This window comes from Nocardia sp. N2S4-5 (assembly GCF_044628355.1).
GTDB lineage: Bacteria > Actinomycetota > Actinomycetes > Mycobacteriales > Mycobacteriaceae > Nocardia > Nocardia wallacei_B.
This window is the reverse complement of record NZ_JBIUPM010000001.1, coordinates 3,119,439-3,140,425: the sequence shown is the minus strand read 5'-3', so window position 1 is coordinate 3,140,425 and position 20,987 is coordinate 3,119,439. Positions and strand designations below refer to the sequence as shown.

22 protein-coding genes, 1 other RNA gene and 1 pseudogene are annotated in these 20,987 nt (G+C 65.8%); 16 read left to right on the top strand and 8 right to left on the bottom strand.

Annotated elements, in window-relative coordinates:
* The first annotated feature begins 38 nt into the window (after positions 1 to 38).
* The 7 genes from smpB (at position 39) to ACFMRZ_RS14200 (ending at position 3,795) form a co-directional block, all read left to right on the top strand.
* Positions 39 to 512, top strand: a complete 474-nt coding sequence (gene smpB, locus ACFMRZ_RS14230; RefSeq protein WP_187687280.1) for an SsrA-binding protein SmpB — start codon at positions 39 to 41, stop codon at positions 510 to 512.
* Between the two features lie 111 nt (positions 513 to 623).
* Positions 624 to 994, top strand: a transfer-messenger RNA (tmRNA) gene (ssrA, locus tag ACFMRZ_RS14225).
* Between the two features lie 177 nt (positions 995 to 1,171).
* Complete coding sequence (locus ACFMRZ_RS14220) at positions 1,172 to 1,540, top strand: type II toxin-antitoxin system RelE/ParE family toxin (protein WP_400179524.1); 369 nt, start codon at positions 1,172 to 1,174, stop codon at positions 1,538 to 1,540.
* Positions 1,537 to 1,866: a helix-turn-helix domain-containing protein gene (locus ACFMRZ_RS14215; RefSeq protein ID WP_400179523.1), complete on the top strand. Its 330-nt coding sequence runs from the start codon at positions 1,537 to 1,539 to the stop codon at positions 1,864 to 1,866. Before ACFMRZ_RS14220 ends, ACFMRZ_RS14215 begins: the two co-directional genes overlap by 4 nt.
* Positions 1,867 to 2,018: 152 nt before the next feature.
* Positions 2,019 to 2,747: a dual OB domain-containing protein gene (locus tag ACFMRZ_RS14210; protein ID WP_400179522.1), complete on the top strand. Its 729-nt coding sequence runs from the start codon at positions 2,019 to 2,021 to the stop codon at positions 2,745 to 2,747.
* Entirely contained in the window at positions 2,744 to 3,358 is a 615-nt protein-coding gene (locus ACFMRZ_RS14205; RefSeq protein WP_400179521.1) for a DUF488 family protein, read from the top strand. The genes ACFMRZ_RS14210 and ACFMRZ_RS14205 overlap by 4 nt, the downstream gene beginning before the upstream one ends.
* Positions 3,355 to 3,795 (top strand): DUF488 family protein, encoded by a 441-nt coding sequence (locus tag ACFMRZ_RS14200; RefSeq protein WP_400179520.1) that lies wholly within the window; start codon positions 3,355 to 3,357, stop codon positions 3,793 to 3,795. Before ACFMRZ_RS14205 ends, ACFMRZ_RS14200 begins: the two co-directional genes overlap by 4 nt.
* A 141-nt stretch (positions 3,796 to 3,936) precedes the next feature.
* On the opposite strand, the gene ACFMRZ_RS14195 is transcribed toward ACFMRZ_RS14200, so the two are convergent.
* Positions 3,937 to 4,251, bottom strand: coding sequence for a hypothetical protein (locus ACFMRZ_RS14195; protein ID WP_400179519.1), 315 nt, complete (start codon positions 4,249 to 4,251; stop codon positions 3,937 to 3,939).
* Between the two features lie 164 nt (positions 4,252 to 4,415).
* On the opposite strand from ACFMRZ_RS14195, the gene ACFMRZ_RS14190 reads away from it, so the two are divergent.
* Positions 4,416 to 5,381, top strand: a complete 966-nt coding sequence (locus ACFMRZ_RS14190) for a helix-turn-helix transcriptional regulator (RefSeq protein ID WP_400179518.1) — start codon at positions 4,416 to 4,418, stop codon at positions 5,379 to 5,381.
* Between the two features lie 11 nt (positions 5,382 to 5,392).
* Positions 5,393 to 6,226, top strand: coding sequence for a 2OG-Fe(II) oxygenase (locus ACFMRZ_RS14185; protein WP_400179517.1), 834 nt, complete (start codon positions 5,393 to 5,395; stop codon positions 6,224 to 6,226).
* Here ACFMRZ_RS14185 and ACFMRZ_RS14180 read toward each other — a convergent pair.
* Both ACFMRZ_RS14180 and ACFMRZ_RS14175 read right to left on the bottom strand, forming a co-directional pair.
* On the bottom strand, positions 6,214 to 6,909 hold the full coding sequence (locus tag ACFMRZ_RS14180; RefSeq protein ID WP_280272856.1) for a DUF899 family protein: 696 nt from the start codon (positions 6,907 to 6,909) through the stop codon (positions 6,214 to 6,216). The genes ACFMRZ_RS14185 and ACFMRZ_RS14180 overlap by 13 nt on opposite strands.
* A 99-nt stretch (positions 6,910 to 7,008) precedes the next feature.
* Entirely contained in the window at positions 7,009 to 8,202 is a 1,194-nt protein-coding gene (locus tag ACFMRZ_RS14175; RefSeq protein ID WP_400179516.1) for a hypothetical protein, read from the bottom strand.
* A 243-nt stretch (positions 8,203 to 8,445) separates the two neighbouring features.
* Here ACFMRZ_RS14175 and ACFMRZ_RS14170 point away from each other — a divergent pair, with 243 nt between their 5' ends.
* Positions 8,446 to 9,057, top strand: coding sequence for a TetR/AcrR family transcriptional regulator (locus ACFMRZ_RS14170; protein ID WP_400179515.1), 612 nt, complete (start codon positions 8,446 to 8,448; stop codon positions 9,055 to 9,057).
* A 14-nt stretch (positions 9,058 to 9,071) separates the two neighbouring features.
* On the top strand, positions 9,072 to 10,670 hold the full coding sequence (locus ACFMRZ_RS14165) for an MDR family MFS transporter (RefSeq protein WP_280272859.1): 1,599 nt from the start codon (positions 9,072 to 9,074) through the stop codon (positions 10,668 to 10,670).
* 64 nt (positions 10,671 to 10,734) lie between these two features.
* On the opposite strand, the gene ACFMRZ_RS14160 is transcribed toward ACFMRZ_RS14165, so the two are convergent.
* Entirely contained in the window at positions 10,735 to 11,313 is a 579-nt protein-coding gene (locus ACFMRZ_RS14160; protein WP_400179514.1) for a TetR/AcrR family transcriptional regulator, read from the bottom strand.
* Positions 11,314 to 11,391: 78 nt separating this feature from the next.
* On the opposite strand from ACFMRZ_RS14160, the gene ACFMRZ_RS14155 reads away from it, so the two are divergent.
* Positions 11,392 to 11,850: a cupin domain-containing protein gene (locus tag ACFMRZ_RS14155; protein ID WP_400179513.1), complete on the top strand. Its 459-nt coding sequence runs from the start codon at positions 11,392 to 11,394 to the stop codon at positions 11,848 to 11,850.
* A gap of 54 nt (positions 11,851 to 11,904) precedes the next feature.
* On the opposite strand, the gene ACFMRZ_RS14150 is transcribed toward ACFMRZ_RS14155, so the two are convergent.
* Together ACFMRZ_RS14150 and ACFMRZ_RS14145 are read right to left on the bottom strand one after the other, a co-directional pair.
* Positions 11,905 to 12,666 (bottom strand): 3-hydroxyacyl-CoA dehydrogenase, encoded by a 762-nt coding sequence (locus ACFMRZ_RS14150; RefSeq protein WP_280272862.1) that lies wholly within the window; start codon positions 12,664 to 12,666, stop codon positions 11,905 to 11,907.
* A gap of 274 nt (positions 12,667 to 12,940) precedes the next feature.
* Complete coding sequence (locus ACFMRZ_RS14145) at positions 12,941 to 13,372, bottom strand: SRPBCC family protein (RefSeq protein WP_280272863.1); 432 nt, start codon at positions 13,370 to 13,372, stop codon at positions 12,941 to 12,943.
* A gap of 136 nt (positions 13,373 to 13,508) precedes the next feature.
* Here ACFMRZ_RS14145 and ACFMRZ_RS14140 point away from each other — a divergent pair.
* The 3 genes and pseudogenes from ACFMRZ_RS14140 (at position 13,509) to ACFMRZ_RS14130 (ending at position 18,846) form a co-directional block, all read left to right on the top strand.
* Positions 13,509 to 16,988: pseudogene (locus tag ACFMRZ_RS14140) on the top strand (protein kinase).
* Positions 16,989 to 17,194: 206 nt separating this feature from the next.
* A complete protein-coding gene (locus ACFMRZ_RS14135) occupies positions 17,195 to 18,013 on the top strand; it encodes an ATP-binding cassette domain-containing protein (RefSeq protein WP_400179512.1) in 819 nt (272 codons plus the stop codon).
* 56 nt (positions 18,014 to 18,069) lie between these two features.
* The gene (locus ACFMRZ_RS14130; RefSeq protein ID WP_400179511.1) at positions 18,070 to 18,846 is read left to right on the top strand and encodes an ABC transporter permease; all 777 of its coding nucleotides are present in this window, start codon (positions 18,070 to 18,072) and stop codon (positions 18,844 to 18,846) included.
* 59 nt (positions 18,847 to 18,905) lie between these two features.
* On the opposite strand, the gene ACFMRZ_RS14125 is transcribed toward ACFMRZ_RS14130, so the two are convergent.
* Positions 18,906 to 19,334, bottom strand: a complete 429-nt coding sequence (locus tag ACFMRZ_RS14125) for a DoxX family protein (RefSeq protein ID WP_400179510.1) — start codon at positions 19,332 to 19,334, stop codon at positions 18,906 to 18,908.
* 100 nt (positions 19,335 to 19,434) lie between these two features.
* Here ACFMRZ_RS14125 and ACFMRZ_RS14120 point away from each other — a divergent pair, with 100 nt between their 5' ends.
* Positions 19,435 to 20,010, top strand: coding sequence for a TetR/AcrR family transcriptional regulator (locus ACFMRZ_RS14120; RefSeq protein WP_400179509.1), 576 nt, complete (start codon positions 19,435 to 19,437; stop codon positions 20,008 to 20,010).
* Between the two features lie 11 nt (positions 20,011 to 20,021).
* On the opposite strand, the gene ACFMRZ_RS14115 is transcribed toward ACFMRZ_RS14120, so the two are convergent.
* Positions 20,022 to 20,909, bottom strand: coding sequence for a hypothetical protein (locus tag ACFMRZ_RS14115; RefSeq protein WP_400179508.1), 888 nt, complete (start codon positions 20,907 to 20,909; stop codon positions 20,022 to 20,024).
* Positions 20,910 to 20,987 lie beyond the last annotated feature (78 nt).

Here is a 20,987-nt window from a genome sequence, read left to right as displayed (position 1 = left end):
GAATATTCGATTGCCCGCGGCCATTACTGTCTAACGCTATGAAGGAGCAGGGGCGAAAGGTGATCGCCACGAACCGCAAGGCGCGGCACAACTACACGATCCTGGAGACGTTCGAGGCCGGGGTCGCGCTGGTCGGTACCGAGGTGAAGAGCCTGCGTGAGGGTAAGGCGTCGCTGGTCGACGCCTATGCCACCATCGACGACGGCGAAGTGTGGCTGCGCGGTCTGCACATCCCCGAGTACGGGCACGGCACCTGGACCAACCATGCCCCGCGCCGCACTCGCAAGCTACTGCTGCACCGCCGCGAGATCGACAAACTCACCGGCAAGACCAAGGAGAGTTCGCAGACCTTGGTGCCGCTGTCGATGTACTTCTCCGACGGCAAGGTGAAGGTGGAGCTGGCGCTGGCCAAGGGCAAGCAGGACTACGACAAGCGCCAGGACCTGGCCCGGCGCACCGCCGAGCGGGAGGTGACTCGCGAGCTGGGCAGGCGCATCAAGGGCATGCGGTGACCCGACCGCCTCGTCCGGTGGTGCGGATGGGGCGGGAATGTACGAGTGAGTGGCAATGTTATGATGGAGAGCCCGGCCACCAGCCGGGAAATCTGGATCGATGATCGAGACGGGGCTGAACGGTTTCGACTGCGTACGTCGATTCAGGGGAAGCGTGTCGGTGCAGGCAGGAGACCACCGTAAGCGTCGCTGTAACCCTATAAGCGCCGATTCTCATCAGCGCGACTACGCTCTCGCTGCCTAAGCAGTAGAGCGTGTCTGTCAGCCCGGGTTCGCCCTCGGCCCGGTCACTGGCATCAGCTAGAGGGCTCTACCGTCCGCCTCGGTCGCGGAGGCGGACGGGACATCGCACAGCGACTGGGATCGTCATCTCGGCTTGTTCGCGTGACCGAGAGATCCGAGCAGAGACATAGCGAACTGCACACGGAGAAGCCCTGAAGAAGCGGCGGAGGACCCGGGTTCGATTCCCGGCAGCTCCACTTCACGAGAACCCGCAGGTCAACGACCTGCGGGTTTCTTCTTTCTGGCGACTGGATCGAGCCGCAGGGGCGAATTGTGCTTTTACCTGCGGATTTGCAGAGACAGCGGTTCGATTCCCGCCATGTCCCCTGATGCTGCATCGAACCCCGACCGGCATAAAGATTAGTTATAATCGTTCGGTGCGATGGAGCATCCTGCTGCTTGAGCCAGTCAACGACTGGTTCCTCGACCTGGTGAAGAACGAGCCGATGATCGCCGACAAGATTGAGGAAGCGCTGGACGAACTGGCCGAGCGTGGACCGGAGTTGGGAAGACCGTTGGTCGATCGGATCCAGTCCAGCAAGGCGCTGCACAACCTCAAGGAACTTCGCCCTCGAACACCAGCGGGTTCCGAGATCAGGATGCTGTTCGTCTTCGACCCGAGGCGAGAGGCGATCGTCCTGGTCGCCGGGGACAAATCCGGCCAGTGGAACCGTTGGTATCGAGATGCGATCCCCCTTGCTGAACAGCGCTATAAAGACTACCGAGCAACGAAGGAGGAGTCATGAAGGGTGTGCCTTGGGAAGAGGCCAAGCGGCGAGCTCGTGAAATTGACCCGACATGGGATTCCCCTGAGCGCGTCACGGCGCGGGACGAGAGCCGCGAGCAGATGCGCGCGGAGCAGCGCGGACATCAGCTCGCCGAACTTCGCAAGCAGTGCGGGGCGACGCAGGCCCAGGTCGCTGAGCTGATGGGAGTTTCGCAGGCCAGGGTGTCGCAGATCGAGCATGGCAAGATCACGTCCATGGATTTGGTTCGTGACTACATCGTCGCGCTTGGAGGAACTCTGGATGTTGTTGCTCATGTTGGTGATTGGAGCGTCAAAGTCGCCTAGCCCAGCTTTGGGCTCGGTGTTCGATGCCTTGGTGACCCGTAATTGCATAGGTCTCGGGTGGGTGATGCGTCCCGACTACGGTAGTCGCGATCCTGTTGTGTGCCCTGGCGCTACGATCGCAAGTGGTAGCGCTGGGAGTCTGGAGGATGTGCGTGACGGTGATCAAAGTGCTTGTGTGTCTGGCGAATTCCTACAAACATGGAGGCCGATGTGTGGCGGGAATTGAGATCGAGTCGACTCGTCCGTTCGCTCTCCCCAGGAATCGGGCGACGTGGATTCGTCCTGTCAGCGACCGTCCAGGTCATGCAGTGAATGAGAAAGAGCGGCAATATAGCGGCGGGGTTGAGCCACAGGTGCTCGACGTCGTTTCTGTAGCGCTTGTCAAGCATCAGCCGAACGACTTCCAGCAGGAGAACTGGTTGCTCGATCCCGCCATCCGCTGGCAAAAAGTGGGGCGGATCGGGTGGGACGAGCTGTGTTTGCTGGAGCAGCGCCCGAGTAGTTTGTGGATCAACGGCTACCACTCGTACTCTGGCATAAACGACCGTGTGCCGGTCGAGCAAGAGCATAAAGTGAAAGGGTCGCTCAAACTCATACGTGTCGATGAGGTGATGATAGAGGTGGGGCCCCCTCCTCCATACTCGAAGGACGGAAGGCCGTCTGTGCGTGCCCGGTTTCGTTTTGCAGGCGCGGATTATTCGCTGAAGGTGACTGACCCGGTACACCGAGAGAGATTTCGGTCGAAGGGGCTGGGGAAGTACCGATTAAGTGAGTCCTTCGTGACCGTGAGTATCGCTGAGAAGTTTGATGATGGCTACATCTACAAGGTCGTGGCGGGAATGGTTGACTGCGGTGATAGCAAAGTAAGTGGCGGGCGATGACGATCGGCGCGATGCTCACGATAGGTCACTCCACACACGATCTTCCCGGTCTAGTGAGGTTGCTCCGTCAGCATGACGTCACAGCGGTCGCCGATGTGCGCTCGGTTCCAGCCAGCCGCTTCGCGCCGCAGTTCAATCGGAACGCGGTGGAGCGTGGTCTGCGTGAGGCAGGAATCAAGTATGTGTTTATGGGTAAGGAACTCGGAGCGCGCACGGAGGATGCCAGCTGTTACGTTGATGGGCAGGTGCAGTACGCTCGCCTCGCCCGGACATCCGAGTTCACCAGCGGCATCGAACGCTTGGTGAACGGGGCCCAGACCGAGCGGATCGCAGTTATGTGTTCCGAGGGTGAGCCGTTGGACTGCCATCGGACGGTGCTCATCGCACGGGTGCTCGCCGAGCGCGGCCTTTCGATCGATCACATTCATGCTGATGGGCAGCTTGAGAGTCACAGCTCGGCAGTGGAGCGCCTCATGGTCAAGTTCGGGCTGGCCGAGCCTGATCTGTTCCGCACGGTAGCCGAGCGTCTGGAAGAGGCGTTGAATCGTCAGGAGCGCCGAATCGCCTACGTCGATGAGGAGATTCGCACGGAAAGGGCAGCAGAAGTGTGAAAATTCATACCATAGGGTTCACGAAGAAGTCTGCTGAGAGGTTTTTTGGCCTCTTGCGTGCGTCGGGTGCGGTGACACTAATCGATGTCCGGCTGAATAACGTCTCGCAACTGGCTGGTTTTGCCAAGCGCGATGACCTTAGGTACTTCCTCCGTGAGCTCTGCGATATGACCTACACTCACCGGCCCGATCTGGCACCGACCCAGCCGATGCTCGACGATTACAAGAAGCAGAGCGCCGGCTGGGCGGAATACGAAGACCGATTTCTGGAACTGATGGAGCAAAGAGGCATCGAAAAGACCATTTCGGGAGAGGAGTTCGACAATGCGGTCTTGCTCTGCAGCGAGGACAAGCCACACCACTGCCACCGCCGATTGGTCGCGGAATACCTCGCGCGACACTGGGACGGTGAGGTGACAATCGAGCACCTATATTGATCGTGCGTCCCTTGTGATCAGCTGGCCTGCTCACATAATTTGTCCATCCCGGTTCATCGCCAGTCGGACATCGAGGGCGCAGGACCTCCACCCTCCTCTAGGGCGGATCATCACATTGTTTTGTCGGAGGATCTTCGCCACCTACCGTTTGGCCATGTGATGCTCGACCGTCAGCTCTGCCATGGACGCGCCCGCGATGTACTTGCCTATGATCTCGGCGACCTCGTCCGATCCAAACTGCTTCTTCCTCACACCAGGCCTGCTCGGGCGGGGTGGCATCGGTGTATATGGTCCGCTTCTTTCGGTCTGCTTCTGCAGTTCAGCGAAGTCCTGCACAATGTCGGTCCGGTTCGAGTGGGTTCCCGCGAGGTCCACAAAGGCGAGCAGTCGCAGGTTGTCGGCCTGCGACTGCTCGCTTTTTCGTCGATGAGTGCGGGCCGGCCGGCGGACGTCCATCACTCCCCTCCTGTGGCGATGGACGTCGAGGGCGGTGTCACTTCCCTCCGCGCGGCCGTGGTACCGCTGCGTAGCGGCGGAAATGACGTTATGTGGTGCGGCCCAGCCGTTTTTATGGAAATCTGCACGATCGAGTATGAAAAAGTGCACGGTTGCGAGGTGACGTGAACGATCTTGATGTTGAGCTCACGGGCTTCTCTTCCGAGGACACCGACCAGGACGAACGCCCGGGCGCGTGGCGAGGGTTCGTCACCGGGCTCCAAGGGGAGTTCAACTTCCACTTCCCCCGGCAAGAGGCGTTCACAGCGTCGAGCCGGGTCCAGCGCCAAGGCGCCCGAGTGATCGGCGAGTTCACCTCCACCCGCATGCGGTACGACCGGACCGCCCGTAACGCGGCGGCCGATGGAGATCCGAGCCTCAGGCTGGTACTACCGCTGCATGGTCATATCGGACTGAGCACGGATGGCGAAACCGTGGACCTGGCGCCCGGCGAAGTCGGGGCCTTTCGCATGGACTTCGCGATGACCATGGAATACAACACCGGAATGGTCGGCATTATGGCGACTGTTCCCGATGGAGTACTGCCGCGGCGCCTCGCGGGCAAGGTGCCGCCGAACCTCGGGCAACGGCCCATGGCCGCCATGCTCGCTTCCCACATACAGCAGTTGAACGCGCTCCGAGAGAGCATGACGTCTCTGCAGTTCATGCAGGGTACTGACCTGATGTATCAGATGCTCCGTTACGCCCTTGCCGAGGAGGAAGCGGACGCACGGGACGATTTGCTTCCGATTGCGATGAGAGCCCGGCGGTACGCTCGGGCGTACTCGGATGATTCTGATTACTCTGTGCACTCGCTGGCCGCCGACTGTCATTGCTCCCTTCGGCAGCTGCACAAATCCCTCGGTGATATCGGACCGGGTGAGCTGCTGCGCACCATCAGGCTGGAAAAGGCATGGGACAGGTTGCGGGATCCGCTCTACAGGAATGTTCACGAGGTTGCCATGGCGTCGGGCTTCAAGCACCCCATCACCTTTCATCAGGCGTTTCTCGGTCACTTCGGTATCACGCCGGGAAAAGTACGTGAAAATTATTCCCACCGGTGGAGATCCGGTACGGGCGTCGATGCATAGAATCAGGCCATATGGCGGTGTCATTGGATGCTTCGTGGCGGAACTGGCTGCAGCTGAATCTCGCGCGGGGGTGTTCCGTCGAATCGGTGATCGAATCGATGGTCAGCGGTGGTTTCGACAAGGATGTGGCGTCCGCGGCCGTGCGGTCTTGTCTGGCGGGAGAGATTCCGGGTTCCTCGGGTTACCGGTACGACACGTGTCCGGTGTCGGCCGATCGGGTTGTTCATGCGCACGATCGCGCTATTCATTCGGTGGTGCGGCTGGAGCGTCCGCAGCTGATCCTGTTCGATGATGTGCTTTCCGCCGAGGAATGTGACGAGGTGATGGAGCTCTCGAAAGACAAACTGCGGCGGTCCACGATCATCGATTCCGACACCGGGCGTGCGGAGGTGATCAAGAATCGATCCAGCGAGGGTACCTTTTTCAAGCTGTGCGAGAACCCTTTGATCGAGCGGTTGGATCGGCGGATCTCGGCGTTGATGAATTGGCCGATGGAAAACGGTGAGGGTCTGCAGATCCTTCGATATGGAGTAGGCGGTGAATACCGTGCCCATTTCGACTACTTCCCGCCCGACCAGCCCGGCCACGTAACCCATATCGCTCGCGGTGGCCAGCGCACGGCGACCCTCGTCGTCTATCTGAACGACGTGGAGAGCGGTGGTGAGACCGTCTTCACCGACGCCGGTGTCTCGGTTTCTCCCCGCAAGGGCCGCGCGGTCTATTTCCGATACTTCAACGATCTCGGGCAGCTCGACCCGGCGACGAAACACGCCGGGGCGCCGGTCCTCGCGGGCGAGAAATGGATCATGACCAAATGGATGCGCCGCTACAGCTACTCCGGTTGAGAGTCGCCGTAGGCGGCGGCTATTTCCTGTGAGCTGCTCCAGCGGGAGTAGGCGGGGGATTGAGGCCAGCCGGCCGGGGAGTCCTGCCATTCTTCCTGACGGCCGTAGGGCAGGAGGTCTATGAGGGCGAAGGAGTGGCTCAGTTGCTCGGTGCCGCGGCCGTCGGTGTGCCAGGTGCGGTAGACGGTGTCGCGGTCGCGGAGAAACACATTGACGGCGAAGCCCGCGCCGGGTGGGGCGCCGACGTCGGTGCCGAAGGGGCTGTTCGCGGTGGAATACCATGGCATTTTGTTGCCTACCCGGCGCTTGTAGGCGAGGGCCTCGTCGATCGGGCCCTGGGTGACGACGACGAAACGGGCGTCGTAGTTGTTCAGGAACTCGAGCCGGGTGAATTGCGAGGTGAAGCCCGTGCAGCCGCCGCACTGCCATTTCTCGCCGGGGAACCACATGTGGTTGTAGACGATCAACTGTGATCTGCCGTCGAAGACGTCGGCCAACCGGACCGGGCCCGTCTCACCCTCCAGGGTGTATTCGGGCATTTCGACCATCGGCAGGCGGCGGCGCTGGGCGGCGATCGCGTCGAGTTCGCGGGTGGCGGCCTTTTCGCGTTTGCGCAGGGTGTCGAGTTCGCGCTGCCAGGCATCGGCGTCGACAACCGGCGGCAGTGCTCGGGTCGTGCTCATGGGTCCTCCTCTTCGCATACTGCAAGGTGTAGGTGTAGACCCGGTGAGTCCACCGAATTCATCGGTGGTTCTTTGCGCCGCCACACGGCAAGGAGCCGTTCACAATCCGACGGCCGCCGCCCGCAGTTTGGACATGACATCGGCGGTCGGCCATTTCCGGGCCTCGTAGCGGGGCGGGGCCATGCCGGGTACCGGGGTGAGGCCGGCGATGTCGGCGGCATCCGTGAAGGAGACCTCGAACAGGTGCACCGGCTCGTCGTGCCGGTCGACGCCGTAGATGCTGAGGTAATCCGCTTCGGGCAGCAGCCATTCCACGCCCTCGCCCCACACCGCGACCGTGCACGGGCCGTCGTCGCCGTCGACATAGCTCAGCGCTCCGACGTAGGCGGGGTCGAGATCGTAAGGGCCGTAGTCGAAGTCGCGCTCGTAGGTCTCGTTCAGCCAATGCGTCTGCAAGCCGTATTCGGTGACGGCCAGGCCGCAGCGGGCGCGGATCGCGGCGGGCAACTGCGGGTGCGGTCCCCCGCGATCGAACGGGACGATCCGATCGTGCTCGTCGAGGGTGTAGCCCTGCGGTGAAAGTGGCCGTGTCGCATCGCCGTAATGCTCCTCGACCATCTCGAAGACCTGGCCGAGGATTTCCGGATCGTCGGGCGCGACGATGAGCGTGTCGTAGTCGGGCATGAACGCGACCGGGCGATGTTCGGCCGTGCGATGGGTCGCCAGCCAGCCGGACAGCAGCGGCCAGGAGGCGACGTAGGCGTCGCCGTCGTCGACATAACGGACGAAGACTCCGGGCTCCTGTACCGGTGGAGTGATCTTCGCGAGATTCTCGTGCGCGGCCGCGAACAGCTCGTCGGGCGTGATTCCCCACTCCCGCAGGGTCGCTTCGAGAATGATCGAGCGGGCCGCGGGCTGATCGTAGGCGACCATCTCCCGCACGAACGGGAAAGCCGGGCGCGATACGGGGCGCATGTCCGGGGGTGCGTCGAGCCCGAAGGTGATGGGCCGCAGGATCGGCCGTAGTTGCGACCGCGCGTCGGGCCAGCCCGGGAGTTCGCCGGTGCTGTCGCGCAGCACGGTCACGAAGCGGACGATCGCCTCGTCGCGTTCCTGATCCGACAGCCCGCGGCTGTCCTGGAACAGATTGCCGAGATACAGCTGGGTGTCGTCGCTGAGTTGGATGGCGAATTCCGCCGGGTCGTACTGCGCGTGCGGGTCGCCGAGATCGCTGATCTGCCGCAGCACGACCTGCGCGAACCTGTCGAACTCGTCATCGTCGAGAGAATTCACGGGGCGAGCCTAGCGGGGGTGCGGCAAGCGATGCACCGCAAGACTTTTCGCTCGTGGAAAGGGTCGTGCCGGTGTCGGCATCCGGTCCGTAAACGCCGTGAAATCCTTTGTGCCGGAGAAGGTTAGAGGCATTCTCGCGATGGAAGGGCTGCCGACCGGCACGCAGCGTATCTCCGGCTCCGTGGCCCACCTCACACCAACTTGCAGTTTCTGAAAATTTTCAGTTTGTGCTAAATTTTTGGGGTGTCCGAGGGGAAGACCGCGGTGGGGCTGCGGGAGCAGAAGAAGCGGCAGACACGGCTGGCCTTGTGTGTGGCGGCGCGGCGGCTGACGCTGGAGCGGGGGTTGGATGCCACCACCGCCGAGGATGTGGCGAAGGCGGTGGGGGTCTCGCCTCGGACGTTCTTCAACTATTACGAGACCAAGTTGGATGCGGTGGTCGGTCCGGTGGGGGAGATCGGCACGCCGGATACGCGCGAGCAGTTCGTCGCCGGTGGTCCTACGGGAGTGCTGATCGACGATCTCACGTGGCTGTACGCCTCCGGTTACGAGCCCGACAATGAAGTGCGGGAAAGTGTTTCGCTGGTGGCGGAGATCATCAAGCAGGAGTCCCGGGTGCTGGCGGCGTTCGTGGCCGCCGGCGCGCGGTACGAGAAAGCGGTCGGGGAACTGCTCTCGGCGCGGATGGGGGCGGATGTCTCGACCGAATTCGCGGCGCTCACAGCGCATCTCATGTCGGCGCTGAGCACCAGGGCGGCAATGTCGCTGGCCGACAACCCGGATCGTTCGCTGGCCGAAGCTCTGCACGATCAATGTGACCTCGCGGCCCGCTTGTTCGACAGCGGGCGACAGTAGAAGGAGACCGAACGATGACCACGACGGCCGACGCGTCGCCGCCCCCTATCGTCCTGACCCAGAAGCGGGTCTGGCTCATATTCTCCGCGTTGATCGCGGGCATGTTCCTGGCCAGCCTCGACCAGACCATCGTGGGCACCGCCATGCCGACCATCGTCGGCCAGCTCGGCGGTGTCTCCGAAATGGCTTGGACGGCAACGTCCTACCTGCTCGCCACCACGATCGTGATGCCGATCTACGGCAAGTTCGGCGACCTGTTCGGGCGCCGCTGGCTGTTCCTGTTCGCGATCGGGGTGTTCACCGCGGCGTCGGTCGGTGCGGCGCTGTCCACCGGATTCTGGGAATTCATCGTCTTCCGCGGCCTGCAGGGCGTCGGCGGTGGCGGACTGATGATCCTGGCGCAGGCCATCATCGCCGATGTGGTGCCCGCGAAGGATCGCGGCAAGTACATGGCGCCGATGGGTGCGGTCTTCGGCCTCACCTCGGTCGCCGGTCCGCTGCTCGGCGGGCTGTTCGCCGACCATCTCGGCTGGCAGTGGTGTTTCTGGATCAATGTGCCGGTCGGTCTCGCCGCCATGGCAATCGCCTTCCGCTACTTGAGCATTCCGAGTCATCGCCCGAAGACCAAGCCGGACTACCTCGGTGTCGTGCTGATGTCGTCGGCGACGGCGCTGCTGATCCTGATCACCGACTGGGGCGGCAAGCGGCACGCCTGGGACTCGCCGACGATCCTGTCGATGATCGCCGCGCTGGTGATCGTGGTGGCGGCGTTCATCGCGGTGGAGGCGCGGGCGGAGGAACCGATGCTGCCGCTGTGGTTGTTCCGCAACCGCAGCTTCGTGCTGACCTCGGCGATCGGCCTGGTGGTCGGCCTGGTGATGTTCGCGGCGCTGGCGTTCCTGCCGACCTACCTCCAGATGGCCACCGGCGCTTCGGCTTCCGTGTCCGGCCTGCTGCTGATCCCGATGATGGTCGGCATGATGGCGACGCTGACCACCTCCATGGCCGCCATCACCCGCACCGGCCGCTACCGGATCTATCCGCCGGTGGGTGCGCTGATCATGGTCGTCGGCATGCTGTGGATGACGCGGCTGAACGCGGACACCTCGATGTGGGTGGTCGGCGCGATGCTGTTCGTGATGGGCGCCGGGCTGGGCCTGATCATGCAGGTCATCGTGCTGGTGGTGCAGAACGCGGTGCAGCCCAACCAGATCGGCACGGCGACCAGCGCCAACAACTACTTCCGGGAGATGGGCGGCGCGATCGGCGTCGCGGTCTTCGGCTCGATCTTCACTCACCGGCTCACCGAGGGACTCACCGACGTGTTCCGCGAGCACTACCAGGAGGCGGCGCAGTCCGGGCTGCAGCCGGGAGCGCTGGTGCCCTCGGCGGTCAAGAATCTGCCGGAGGGCTTGCACGATGCGATCGTCGGCGCCTACGTCGACGCGCTGGTGCCGGGGTTCTGGTACCTGATTCCCGGTGCGGCCCTGGCCTTCCTGCTCGCGCTGTTCATCCCGCACCTCACACTGTCCGACGAGGCCGGGATGGTCGCGCGCGGCGAAGCGGTGCTGGAGGAGGACGAGCAGAACAAGGCGCTCACCACCGAGCACTGAGTCGCCGGCGGCGCCGTCGGGCCGAATCCCGTTGTGGGACCGGCCCGTACGGCGCCGCACCGCATCACACGGGTCGGGCCCGCAGTCCGTTGAGAGCGAGGTCGACCAGCCGTCGCCAGTCGCCGCTGCCGGTGCGCACGGTCGCCGAGATCGCGCCGACCAGAAGGTAGACGTCGGCCGCCGAACAGTCGTCGCGTAATGTGCCCGCCTCGCGGTCCCGGCGGACGATGTCGTCGATGACCGCCTCGAGCCGCGTGCGCGTGGCTCCGCGCGGCGCGCTGCCGGGTGCGCGGCGAGCCGACTCGATGGCCGCGGACAGGCCGTGGTCCCCGGACAGCACCTCGCCGACATGATCGAGGTAGCGGACCAGCCCCTGCCCGGCGGGAGCGCGCTCGAGGCACTCGGTGCGGGCGAAGGACTCGATCTCGTCGAAACGCTGCTCGGCGGCCGCGTCGATCAGCTCGGCGAGCGTGGGGAAGTGGCGGTAGACGGTACCGATACCGACCCCGGCCGCACGGGCGACCTCCGGCAGCTGCACCTGGGAACCCCGCTCCGCGAACAACATTCGCGCCGTCTCCAGAATGCGATCGCGGTTACGGGCCGCGTCGGCGCGCGGCCTGCGCGGGACTTCCGGTCTTGACACTCGCCCTTCCTCCCGGTCTAGACTCGAAACGGAATAGGAGTCCGATTCCGTTTATTTCCATCGAGAGGGTAGCACGCGATGTCTCACGATCGATTCCTCTGCCTGGCCCGCGGCGACACCCGCCCCGGCCGGGTGGCGCTGCCGCCCACGTTCGCGGTGAAGGCCACAACCGAGGACACCGAAGGAAGGTTCTCGCTGTTGGAGGTGTCCTTGGCGAGGGATATCCCGCGGCACACCCACCACGTCGCCGACGAGGCGATCTACGTATTGGACGGGCAACTCGGCGTCGACTTCGACGATCGGTCGTTCACTGCCGTCGCCGGTACGTTCGTGCTACTGCCGCACGGGATTCCGCACGCGTTGCGGTGCGTATCCGATCCGCCGCCGCGGGTGTTGCAGATCTCGTCGCCGGGCGGATGGGAGTGCTATCTGCAGGATCTGTTCGAGGCGGGGCCCGGGGTGCTGACCGACGGCGTCCTGGACCCGGTGAAGATCAACCCGATCGCCGCTCGCTACGACATCCGGTACGAGGAATAGCCCGAAGGCCCGGCGTGGACCGGGCCTTCGACGTTGTGCCGGAGCGGTTTTCGCTCAGCGAGGCGCCATGCGGATGGCGCCGTCGAGACGAATGGTTTCGCCGTTGAGCATCGGGTTCTCGACGATGTGGCGGGCGAGGGCGGCGTACTCGGTGGGGTTGCCGAGCCGGGACGGGTGCGGGACCTGGGCGCCGAGGGATTCGATCGCCTCGTCGGGCAGGGTCGCGAACAGCGGGGTGTGGAACAGGCCGGGAGCGATGGTGTTCACGCGGATTTTCAGGCTCGACAGATCCCGCGCGATCGGCAGTGTCATGCCGACGATGCCGCCCTTGGAGGCGGAGTAGGCGGCCTGGCCGATCTGGCCGTCGAACGCGGCGACCGAGGCGGTGTTGATGATGACGCCGCGCTCCTCGCCGACCGGCTCGGTGGCCGAAATCCGTTCGGCGGCAAGACGGATGACGTTGAAGGTGCCGATCAGGTTGACGTTGACGACCTTGGTGAAGTCGGCCAGCGGGAAGGCGCCCTTCTTGCTCACGGTCTTGATCGCATTGCCGATGCCGGCGCAGTTCACCGCGATCCGCAGTTCGCCGAGGCCCTGGGCGGCGTCGAGGGCGGCGGTGACCTGCTCCTCGTCGGTGACGTCGGCGGCGGCGAACACCACGCTCTCGCCGAGTTCCTTCGCGATGGCCTCGCCGTCGGAGGACGGCAGGTCGATGATGACCACCTTGGCGCCTTGGCCGTGCAGTTCTCGCACGGTCGCCAGGCCCAGCCCGGAGGCGCCGCCGGTCACCACCGCGACGGCGTTGTTGATCTGCATGAGACCTTCCCTTCTGTCTGCGTCCGCGCCAGATTAACCGGCAGCGCGTCGCTAAGTAAATAGCGATTCGCACCTGTCCGACGTAGACCACACGTCTGGTAGCCCCTCGACGATGCCATCATCTGCGCAGGTGCGCGGACAAATATGCCAGTCGTCAAGGCGTGCGCCAGTGTGCTGATGTTCTGTCGAGTTCGCTTCTCTGTCCGATATCCCTCAACTGAAACATGTTACAGTTTCGGCGGGATCTCGCCAAACGCCGGCTGATTCGGTGGGCTCAGGCGTACAACTCGACGAAGCGCGCGAGCGAACGATCGATGTCGCCCTTCAGCGCGCGGGCCACCCCCGCGCCGATCGGGCCGAACAGCGGTCGCCCGCCCAGCTCGATGTCGACGGTGACCTCCGACCCGTCGCCCTTCGGCGCCACCCGCAGCTCCAACCCGAACTTGGAGCCGCCCTTCCCGGAACCGCTGAGCACCAGCCGCTTCGGCGGTTCGGCCGTGCGCACGGTCCATCGCACGCGATTGCGCAGACCCTTCACCGACGCGATGCCGACCAGTTCGGTGCCGGGGGTCAACTCCTCCGGAACACTGCCCCGCCACGCCTCGTGCATGAGCAACCACTGATCGAGCTCGCGCAGATCGGCCGCATGCGCCCACGCCCGATCGGGCGAGATCGGGACGTCGACTGATACCTTCAGATTAGCCACCCGTGCATGCTAACGATTCCGGCCGACCACGGCGTTCGCCCAGGCCACCGGGGCAGACAGAAAACAAAGGGCTACCGAATCGGCGCGGCCGGAATATCCTCGTGAGTAACCGGTCGAAAGTTGTCTCGAGGTCGCCGTGGCGTATCACGATCCACTCTCCACGCAACGCGACCCCGTCTCGGGATACGCGGCGGAGCTGGATGCCGCCGGTTTCACCGCGGCCGTCGAGATCGGCAGCGGCGGCTTCGGCGTTGTCTACCGGTGTTTTCAACCGGCGCTGGAACGCACGGTGGCGGTCAAGGTGCTCACCGCGGACCTGGAATCGGAGAACTTGGAACGGTTCGTCCGCGAACAGCTGGCGATGGGCAAGGTGTCCGGTCATCCGCACATCGTGAGCGTTTTCGAGGTGGGGTCCACCGCGACGGGTCGGCCGTTCATCGTGATGCAGTATCAGCCGCACGGATCGCTGGACGCGCGGATTCAGGACTACGGGCCGCTCGAATGGCAGAACACGCTGCACGTGGGGGTGAAGATCGCGGGGGCGCTGGAGACCGCGCACCGGCTCGGCATGCTGCACCGGGACGTCAAGCCGGGCAACATCCTGCTCGACGAGTACGGCGAACCGCAACTGGCGGATTTCGGAATCGCCCGGCTCGCAGGCGGTTTCGTGACCACGGCGGGTAGCGTGACCGGCTCGCCCGCCTTCACCGCGCCGGAGGTGTTGCAAGGACACACGCCCGACGCCACCGCCGATGTGTACGGGCTGGCGGCCACCCTGTTCTGTGCCGCCACCGGGCACGCGGTGTTCGAGAGGCGTAGCGGCGAGCAGTTGGTGGCGCAATTCCTGCGCATCACCAAGCAGCCGACGCCTGATCTCGGCGCGGCCGGGCTGCCGCCGGATCTGACCGCGGTCATCGAGCGTTCCATGTCTCGCGAGCGTCACGAAAGGCCTTCTACAGCTGAGGAATTCGGTCTCCTGCTGCGAGATGTGCAAGAGCGGCACGGCCTTCCGCCGGACGAACTCCCGATTCCGCTGCCGCCCGCGGAACCCGCGGGGCACCGGTCGGGCACGGTACTCACCGGTTCCGGACGCCGGCACACATCGCAACTGAACACCGCGCGCACGCCCACCCCGCCGGTGGCCGCGACCCGGCTCCGGCCGCCGGAGCCGGGTCGCGCGCTGGTGCCCCGGGAACGACTGATCGAGAGGCTCCGCCAGGGGCGGGACCGTCGGCTCACCGTTATCCACGGTCCCGCGGGGTTCGGCAAGACCACCCTGGCCGCCCAGTGGTGCGCGGTGCTCGCCGCCGAGTCGACCGCGGTGGCCTGGCTGACCGTCGACCATGACGACAACAACCATGTCTGGTTCCTGTCGCATCTCATCGACGCGATCCGCGAGGTGCGGCCCGCGCTGGCGCGTGAACTCGGCGATCTGCTGGAGGAACACGGTGACGAGGCCGAGCGGTAGGTGCTCACCTCGCTGATCAACGACATCGACCGGCGCGGCGAGGATCTGGTGGTGGTCATCGACGACTGGCACAGCGTGACCGCGTCCGCCACCATCGGCGCGCTGCGCTTCCTGCTCGAGGGCTGTAGTCCCACCCTGCGTGTCGTGGTGACCAGCCGCCACCGCACCGGCCTGCCGATGGTGTCGATGCGGGCGCGTGACGAACTGGTCGAGATCGACACCGCGGCACTGCGTTTCGATCTGGAGGAGGCACGAGCGTTCTTGGCCGGGCTGGGCGGACTGGACCTGGATCGCGGCGATGTCGAGGACCTGATCGAATCGACCGAGGGCTGGGTCGCGGCCCTGCAACTGGCGGCGTTGTCGCTGCGCGGCAGCGACGATCCCGGGGCGTTGATCGGCCATCTGACCGGGCGTCATCACGCCATCGGTGAGTTCCTCGTCGAAAACGTCCTGGACACACTGGATCCCGGCATACTCGACTTCCTGGTCGCGACCGCGATCACCGAACGCACCTGCGGCGAGCTGGCCACCGCGCTCACCGGTGTCGCCGACGGCCGGGCGCTGCTGGAGCAGGTCGAGCAACAGGACCTGTTCCTGCGCAGGCTCGATGACGGGCGCTGGTTCCGATATCACCATCTGTTCCAGGATTTCCTGCGGCAGCGGCTGGAACACGGTCCGGCGCAACGGATTACCGAGCTGCATCGGGAAGCGTCGCGCTGGTTCGCCGAGCATCGGCACGTCAGCGAGGCGGTCGATCACGCGTTGCTGGCCGGGGACGAGGGGCGGGCCGTGGAGATCGTCGAGCGGGACGGGATGGCGTTGCTCGAGTACGGCCAGATGTCCAGCCTCATCGGGCTGGTGGGCAAGCTGCCCGCGGCGGCCGTCGAGACTCGCCCACGGCTGCAACTGGATCTGGCGTGGGCCACTATCCTGCTGCACCGCGCCGGTCCGGCCGAGCGGGCGTTGGAACTGGTCGAGCAGCAACTCGGCCGGTCCGGGTGCGACGAGACACAAGTGGCGGATCTGCGCGCCGAAGCGGCCGTGGTGCGGGCGGTGGTGGCCGTGCGCGCGGATGTGCTGGACGGCATCGAGGCGATGCTGGCGCCGTGTTTCGCACGCGCCGAACGGCTCTCGCCGTTCGTGGTGGCGATCGCCGCCAACGCCGCGACGCTGGCCGCCGGGTACCGGTGTGATTTCGCCGAAGCGCTGCGCCTGCAGGAGTGGTCCGAGCCGTACCTGCGGCGAAACAAGGGCTACTACAACAAGGTTCACGGCCTGTGCTTCCTCGGCGTGGCCGCCGGGCTGCGCCTCGAACTGGCCCGGGCCGAGCAGTACTTCCGCCGGGCCTTGAAGACGGCCAAGCAATCCGGCGGCACACATTCCTACGGGGCACGGCTGGCCGGATCGCTGCTGGGCGAACTGCTCTACGAGCGCGGCGAGATCGAGGAGGCCGAACGGTTGCTGGACGAGGGCTACAAGCTCGGCCCCGAGGCCGGTGTGGTCGATTTCAAACTGGCGCGCTACGTGGTCGGTGCGCGGATCAAAGCACTGCTCGGAGATGGTGCCGCGGCGATCCGGCGGCTCAACGAGGGCGCCCGGATCGCGCGATCGATGGCGCTGCCGAGACTGGCCGCCGAGGTGGAGAACGAGCGAGTGCGGCTCGGTCTGCCGCCGCACCCGGAGTTCGGATCGCTGCCGGTGGTGCGGTACGGCCACCGCCGCTCGCCGGTGGACGCGATCGACGAATTCACCGTGCTGTACGAGGAATTCACCGCCATCCGCCTACTGCTCGCCGATCCCGCACCCGACCGGATCGCGCTGGCCTGCCGGTGGGCGCAGGAATGGGTGGACCGGCTGGAGACGCTCGACCGTCCACGCGAGCTGCTCAAGGCTCGCCGCCTGCTCATCGCCTGTCTGGCCGCCGCCGGCCACACTCCCGCTGCGAAGGCATTGCTCGCCAAGGTAATCGCCCAGTGTGCCGAATTCGGTTCGGTGCGTTATGTGTTGGACGGCGGGCCGCACGTCGTGCGAACCCTGGCGGATCTGCGCGCGGATCAGCGCGCCGGACGCTGGGACCCCGCATGGCCACACGTGCCCCCGGAGTTCCTCGATGTTCTGGTGGGAGCTGATGCGGCCCAGGAGATTTGAATCCTTGCGGGTCCCTTCACGGCCGTCGGAGCAATGATCAGCGTGACGGGCCGCAGTTGCCGGGGGTACGTGCCGGGTTGTCGGGTCGAGTGGAGGCGACGGTGACTCCGCACAAGATTTGGTGGTGGGGCCATGGTCGGGCTGCGGTATCGGCGGCGGTGGGGCATGGTGGGGCCGTGCACAGCATTGTCCTCGAGGGAGTTGGCGTGGCCTTTGGTGGGCACACGTTGTTCAGTGGTATCGGTCTGACCGTCGCGGCCGGTCGGTGCACGGCGGTGGCGGGGCCGAGCGGGGTCGGGAAGACCACGTTGTTGCGGCTGCTCAACCGGCTGGGTGAACCGTCCGAGGGGCGGATACTGCTCGACGGTGTTCCGATCGGTGAACTCGATGTGCTCGAGTTGCGGCGGCGGGTGGGGCTGGCGCCGCAACATCCGGTGTTGCTGGCCGACGTGGTGGTCGACGAGGTGCGGGTGGGGCGGCCGTCGCTGTGGGACGAGCAGGTCGGGGCGTTGCTGAACCGGGTCGGGTTGCCGGAGACGTTCCTGCACCGGCGGTGTGCGGAACTGTCCGGCGGGGAGGCGCAGCGGGTGTGCCTGGCGCGCGCCCTCGCCGTGCGGCCCGAGGTGCTGCTGCTGGACGAGCCGACCTCGGCGCTGGACGAGGCGGCGGCCGAGGTGGTCGGGGAACTGGTTCGGGCACACTGCAAGTCCGGCGGCAGCGCCGTGCTGGTCAGCCACGACAGCGTCTTCACCGCCGCGGTCGCCGACGACATCTTCGTCTTGGAGGGCGGTCGCCTGTCCCCGCTCGGCGCACTCAGCGAGGCAGTCGAGAATGCGGTGCCGAACGTGTCCCCGCCGACTGTCGGTAGCGCCGGTGAACCGACGCCCGCTGCCGAGTGGCAGCATGACTTCACCGGAGGCGCAGCCGCTCGGAGGTCTTCGGCAAAAGCTCGGGTGCCGTGGGATCGGACCGGTGCGCCGGGTCCGGCGGGCGGCGCGGTGGGCGGGGGGAGTGACGGCGGGTGAATTGCCGAGCGGTCGGCGAACCCATCCCCCGAACCGGACGATGAATGGATAAGGCTGTGACAGAAGGACTTTCGGTGCCCGACTGGCCGGGCGTGGCGGTATCGCTGGTGCTGGTGGGGGTGGCGGCGCTGGTCGCCTATCGGCAGCATCTGAGGCTCACGCGGGAACTGTTGATTGCCGCGGCGCGGGCGGCGGTGCAGCTGATCGCCGTCGGCGCGGTCCTGCTGGTGTTGTTCCGGCACACCGGATTGCCGGGCGCGCTCGGCTGGGTGGCGCTGATGGTGATCATCGCGGGCCAGGTGGCCGGGCGGCGCGGAGCTGGTGTGCCGCAAGCCATTCGGGCCGCGACCAGCGGTGTCGCGTTCGGCACGGTGATCACGCTGGGTGCGCTCATCCTGCTCGGGGTGATCTCGACGCAGGCGCGGGTCGTCGTCCCGGTCGGTGGCATGATCGTCTCCGGCGCCATGCAGGCCACGGGCCTCGCGCTGCGCCGCGTCCACGAGGACGCGCGGGCCGCACGGCCCGCCGTCGAGGCCCGGCTGTGCCTGGGATTGCCTGCGCGCGAAGCGTTCCTGCCGTATCGGCGGTCGGCGCTGCGCACCGCGCTGGTCCCGGCGATCGACTCCACCAAGGTGGTCGGCCTGATCAGCCTCCCGGGCGCCATGACCGGCCTCATCCTCGCGGGAGTCGAGCCGCTGACCGCCATCCGCTACCAGATCGTCGTCATGTACATGCTCCTCGCCGCCGCGGCACTCGCCGCGCTGGCCGCCGCCCGCGTCGCCGAATACCGCCTGTTCGACGACGCGCAACGCTTGGTCGCACTACCCGCCTGACCCGCGACATTCTTTGTCGCCTGCGAAGTTTCGACAGGCGCACGGCTCCTTGCCGCTGCTCAGAAGGCTGCCAGTACGCAGGCGGCGAGGAATACGGCCTGTACCAGGGTTCGGAGGGGGAGGGGCATGGTTTTGATGCCGAGGTCGGCGTGGGCGGCGCGGACGTTGGCGGGGAACAGGCTGAGGAGTAGTAGGGCCAGGCAGGCGGCGGCGATGGGGGCGAGCGGGGGGATCAGTAGTCCGACCGCGCCCATGGCCTCGAGGACGCCGGTCAGTGTCACCAGGGACGCGGCGGCGGGGAGGCGCGGCGGGACCATGGCGATCAGCGCGTCGCGCCGGGGTTGTTGGAAGTGTGCGCTCGCGGTGAGCAGGAACACGGCGGCGAGGCCGATGCGGACGGCGTGCGGCCAGGAATCGAGCCACTCGAATTGCAGGCCGGCGAGACGCGCCACGGCGGTGACGACGACGAGGACGATGAGCGGTGCCATCGGGGGCTCCTGACGGGTTTCAGCTGGATCTTGACAGTGGCTAGATTAGGTCGGCCGCAGGGAACTTGTCAATGTCTAGATTCTGCGCGACGATCGAGGCGTGACCAAGACCTCCTACCACCACGGCGACCTGCGTGCGACGCTGCTGCAGGCCGCGGCCGAGCAGATCGCCACAGAGGGCGTCGACGCGGTATCGCTGCGTGCCCTCGCCCAGCGCGCGGGTGTCTCGCATGCCGCGCCCGCTCACCACTTCGGCAACAAGCAGGGCCTGCTGACCGCACTGGCCGTCGAGGGCTTCGAGCTGCTGGCGGATGAATTACGTTCCGCTGCGGGTGATTTCCGAGAGGTGGCGGTCGCCTACATTCGATTCGCCCGCCGTCACCCCGGCCACTTCGACGTGATGTTTCGACGCGATCTGCTGCGTGGCGACGACGAACGGCTGGACGCTGCCCGGGATCGTTCGGGTGCGGAATTGCGTTCGGGCGTCAGGGAATTGGACGTGGCGCCGGAAGGGCAGCCCGCGACCCAGCTCGCGGCGTGGTCGCTGGTACACGGCTTCGCCTCGCTCTGGCGCGAAGGAGCGCTGGAGGGTTCACAACTCGGGGGCGACGATCCCGAGGACCTGGCCCGGCGCATGGTCGCCGCCATCGAGTTCGTCGGTGCCGAAAATTGGTAGGGCCGACCCGCTCAGGCGCGCGCGACCGCCATCTGCTGGTCGGCATCGACCCGTGGTCCCCAGAAGTTCAGGTGATTGGCCGAATGCCGCAGGGCCGTCGCGCCCGGCAGGATTTCCCGCACGGCGTACTTGTCGTGCGGATAGTGCTGTAGGAATGTGGCCAGCGTCGCCGCGGTGATACCGGCCTTGCCCACTACCTCCGCCGGATCCTCACCGAGCCCGGCGATGACGTCGCGCAGTCGGCCGCGCAGCAGGCTGTCGGTGCACCCGGCGATCATCGCGAACGGGTCCACCAGCGGAAGATCGATGGCCAGCGCGTAGGCCCGCGACAGATAGGTGTCGGCCAGGTCGGCGTCGCCGTAGAGGTCGCCGGGCAGGCAGTAGTCGAACCAGTCGATGGTCCCGGTGTCGGTGCACGGGTCGCCGGAAATGCCTTGTCCCGCCAGCTGATTGCCGAGCGGGAAGGTGTGCCCGGCGCTACGGTGCGGCGAGGCGAAGGTGTGCAGCCAGTGGCACTGCGGCAGCCGATCACGCAACGCGCCGGATACCAGTTCCCGCCCGACCAGCGACGCCACCGCGGCGCCCTGCCCGTACCCGAGAATGCCGAAGCCGCCGCGATGTTCGCGGATCAGCCGCACCAACTCGGCGACGCCCATATCGCGTGCCGTCCGATACGACGGCTGTCCGAGCACGTCCAGCAGCGCGTCGCCGCCACCGGCCAGCGGTCCGAAGGCGACCGGATAATTGAGGTAGACGACATCGAAGACCCGCCGATCGAGCAGATCGGTGACACCGGTGAGCATGCCGATCTCGGTGCGCGGTTCGATCCGCCCGAATTCCTCGGCCGCCGTGGCGGCCTCCCAGGTTCCCGGAATGCAGAAGAGTCTGTGCTGTGCCACATTTCGAGAGTGCGTCGCGGGCGGCTCCGCGGCGCGAGTAGCGCGGTACTCGAATTTCGCCGAGCCCCGGACCGGTCG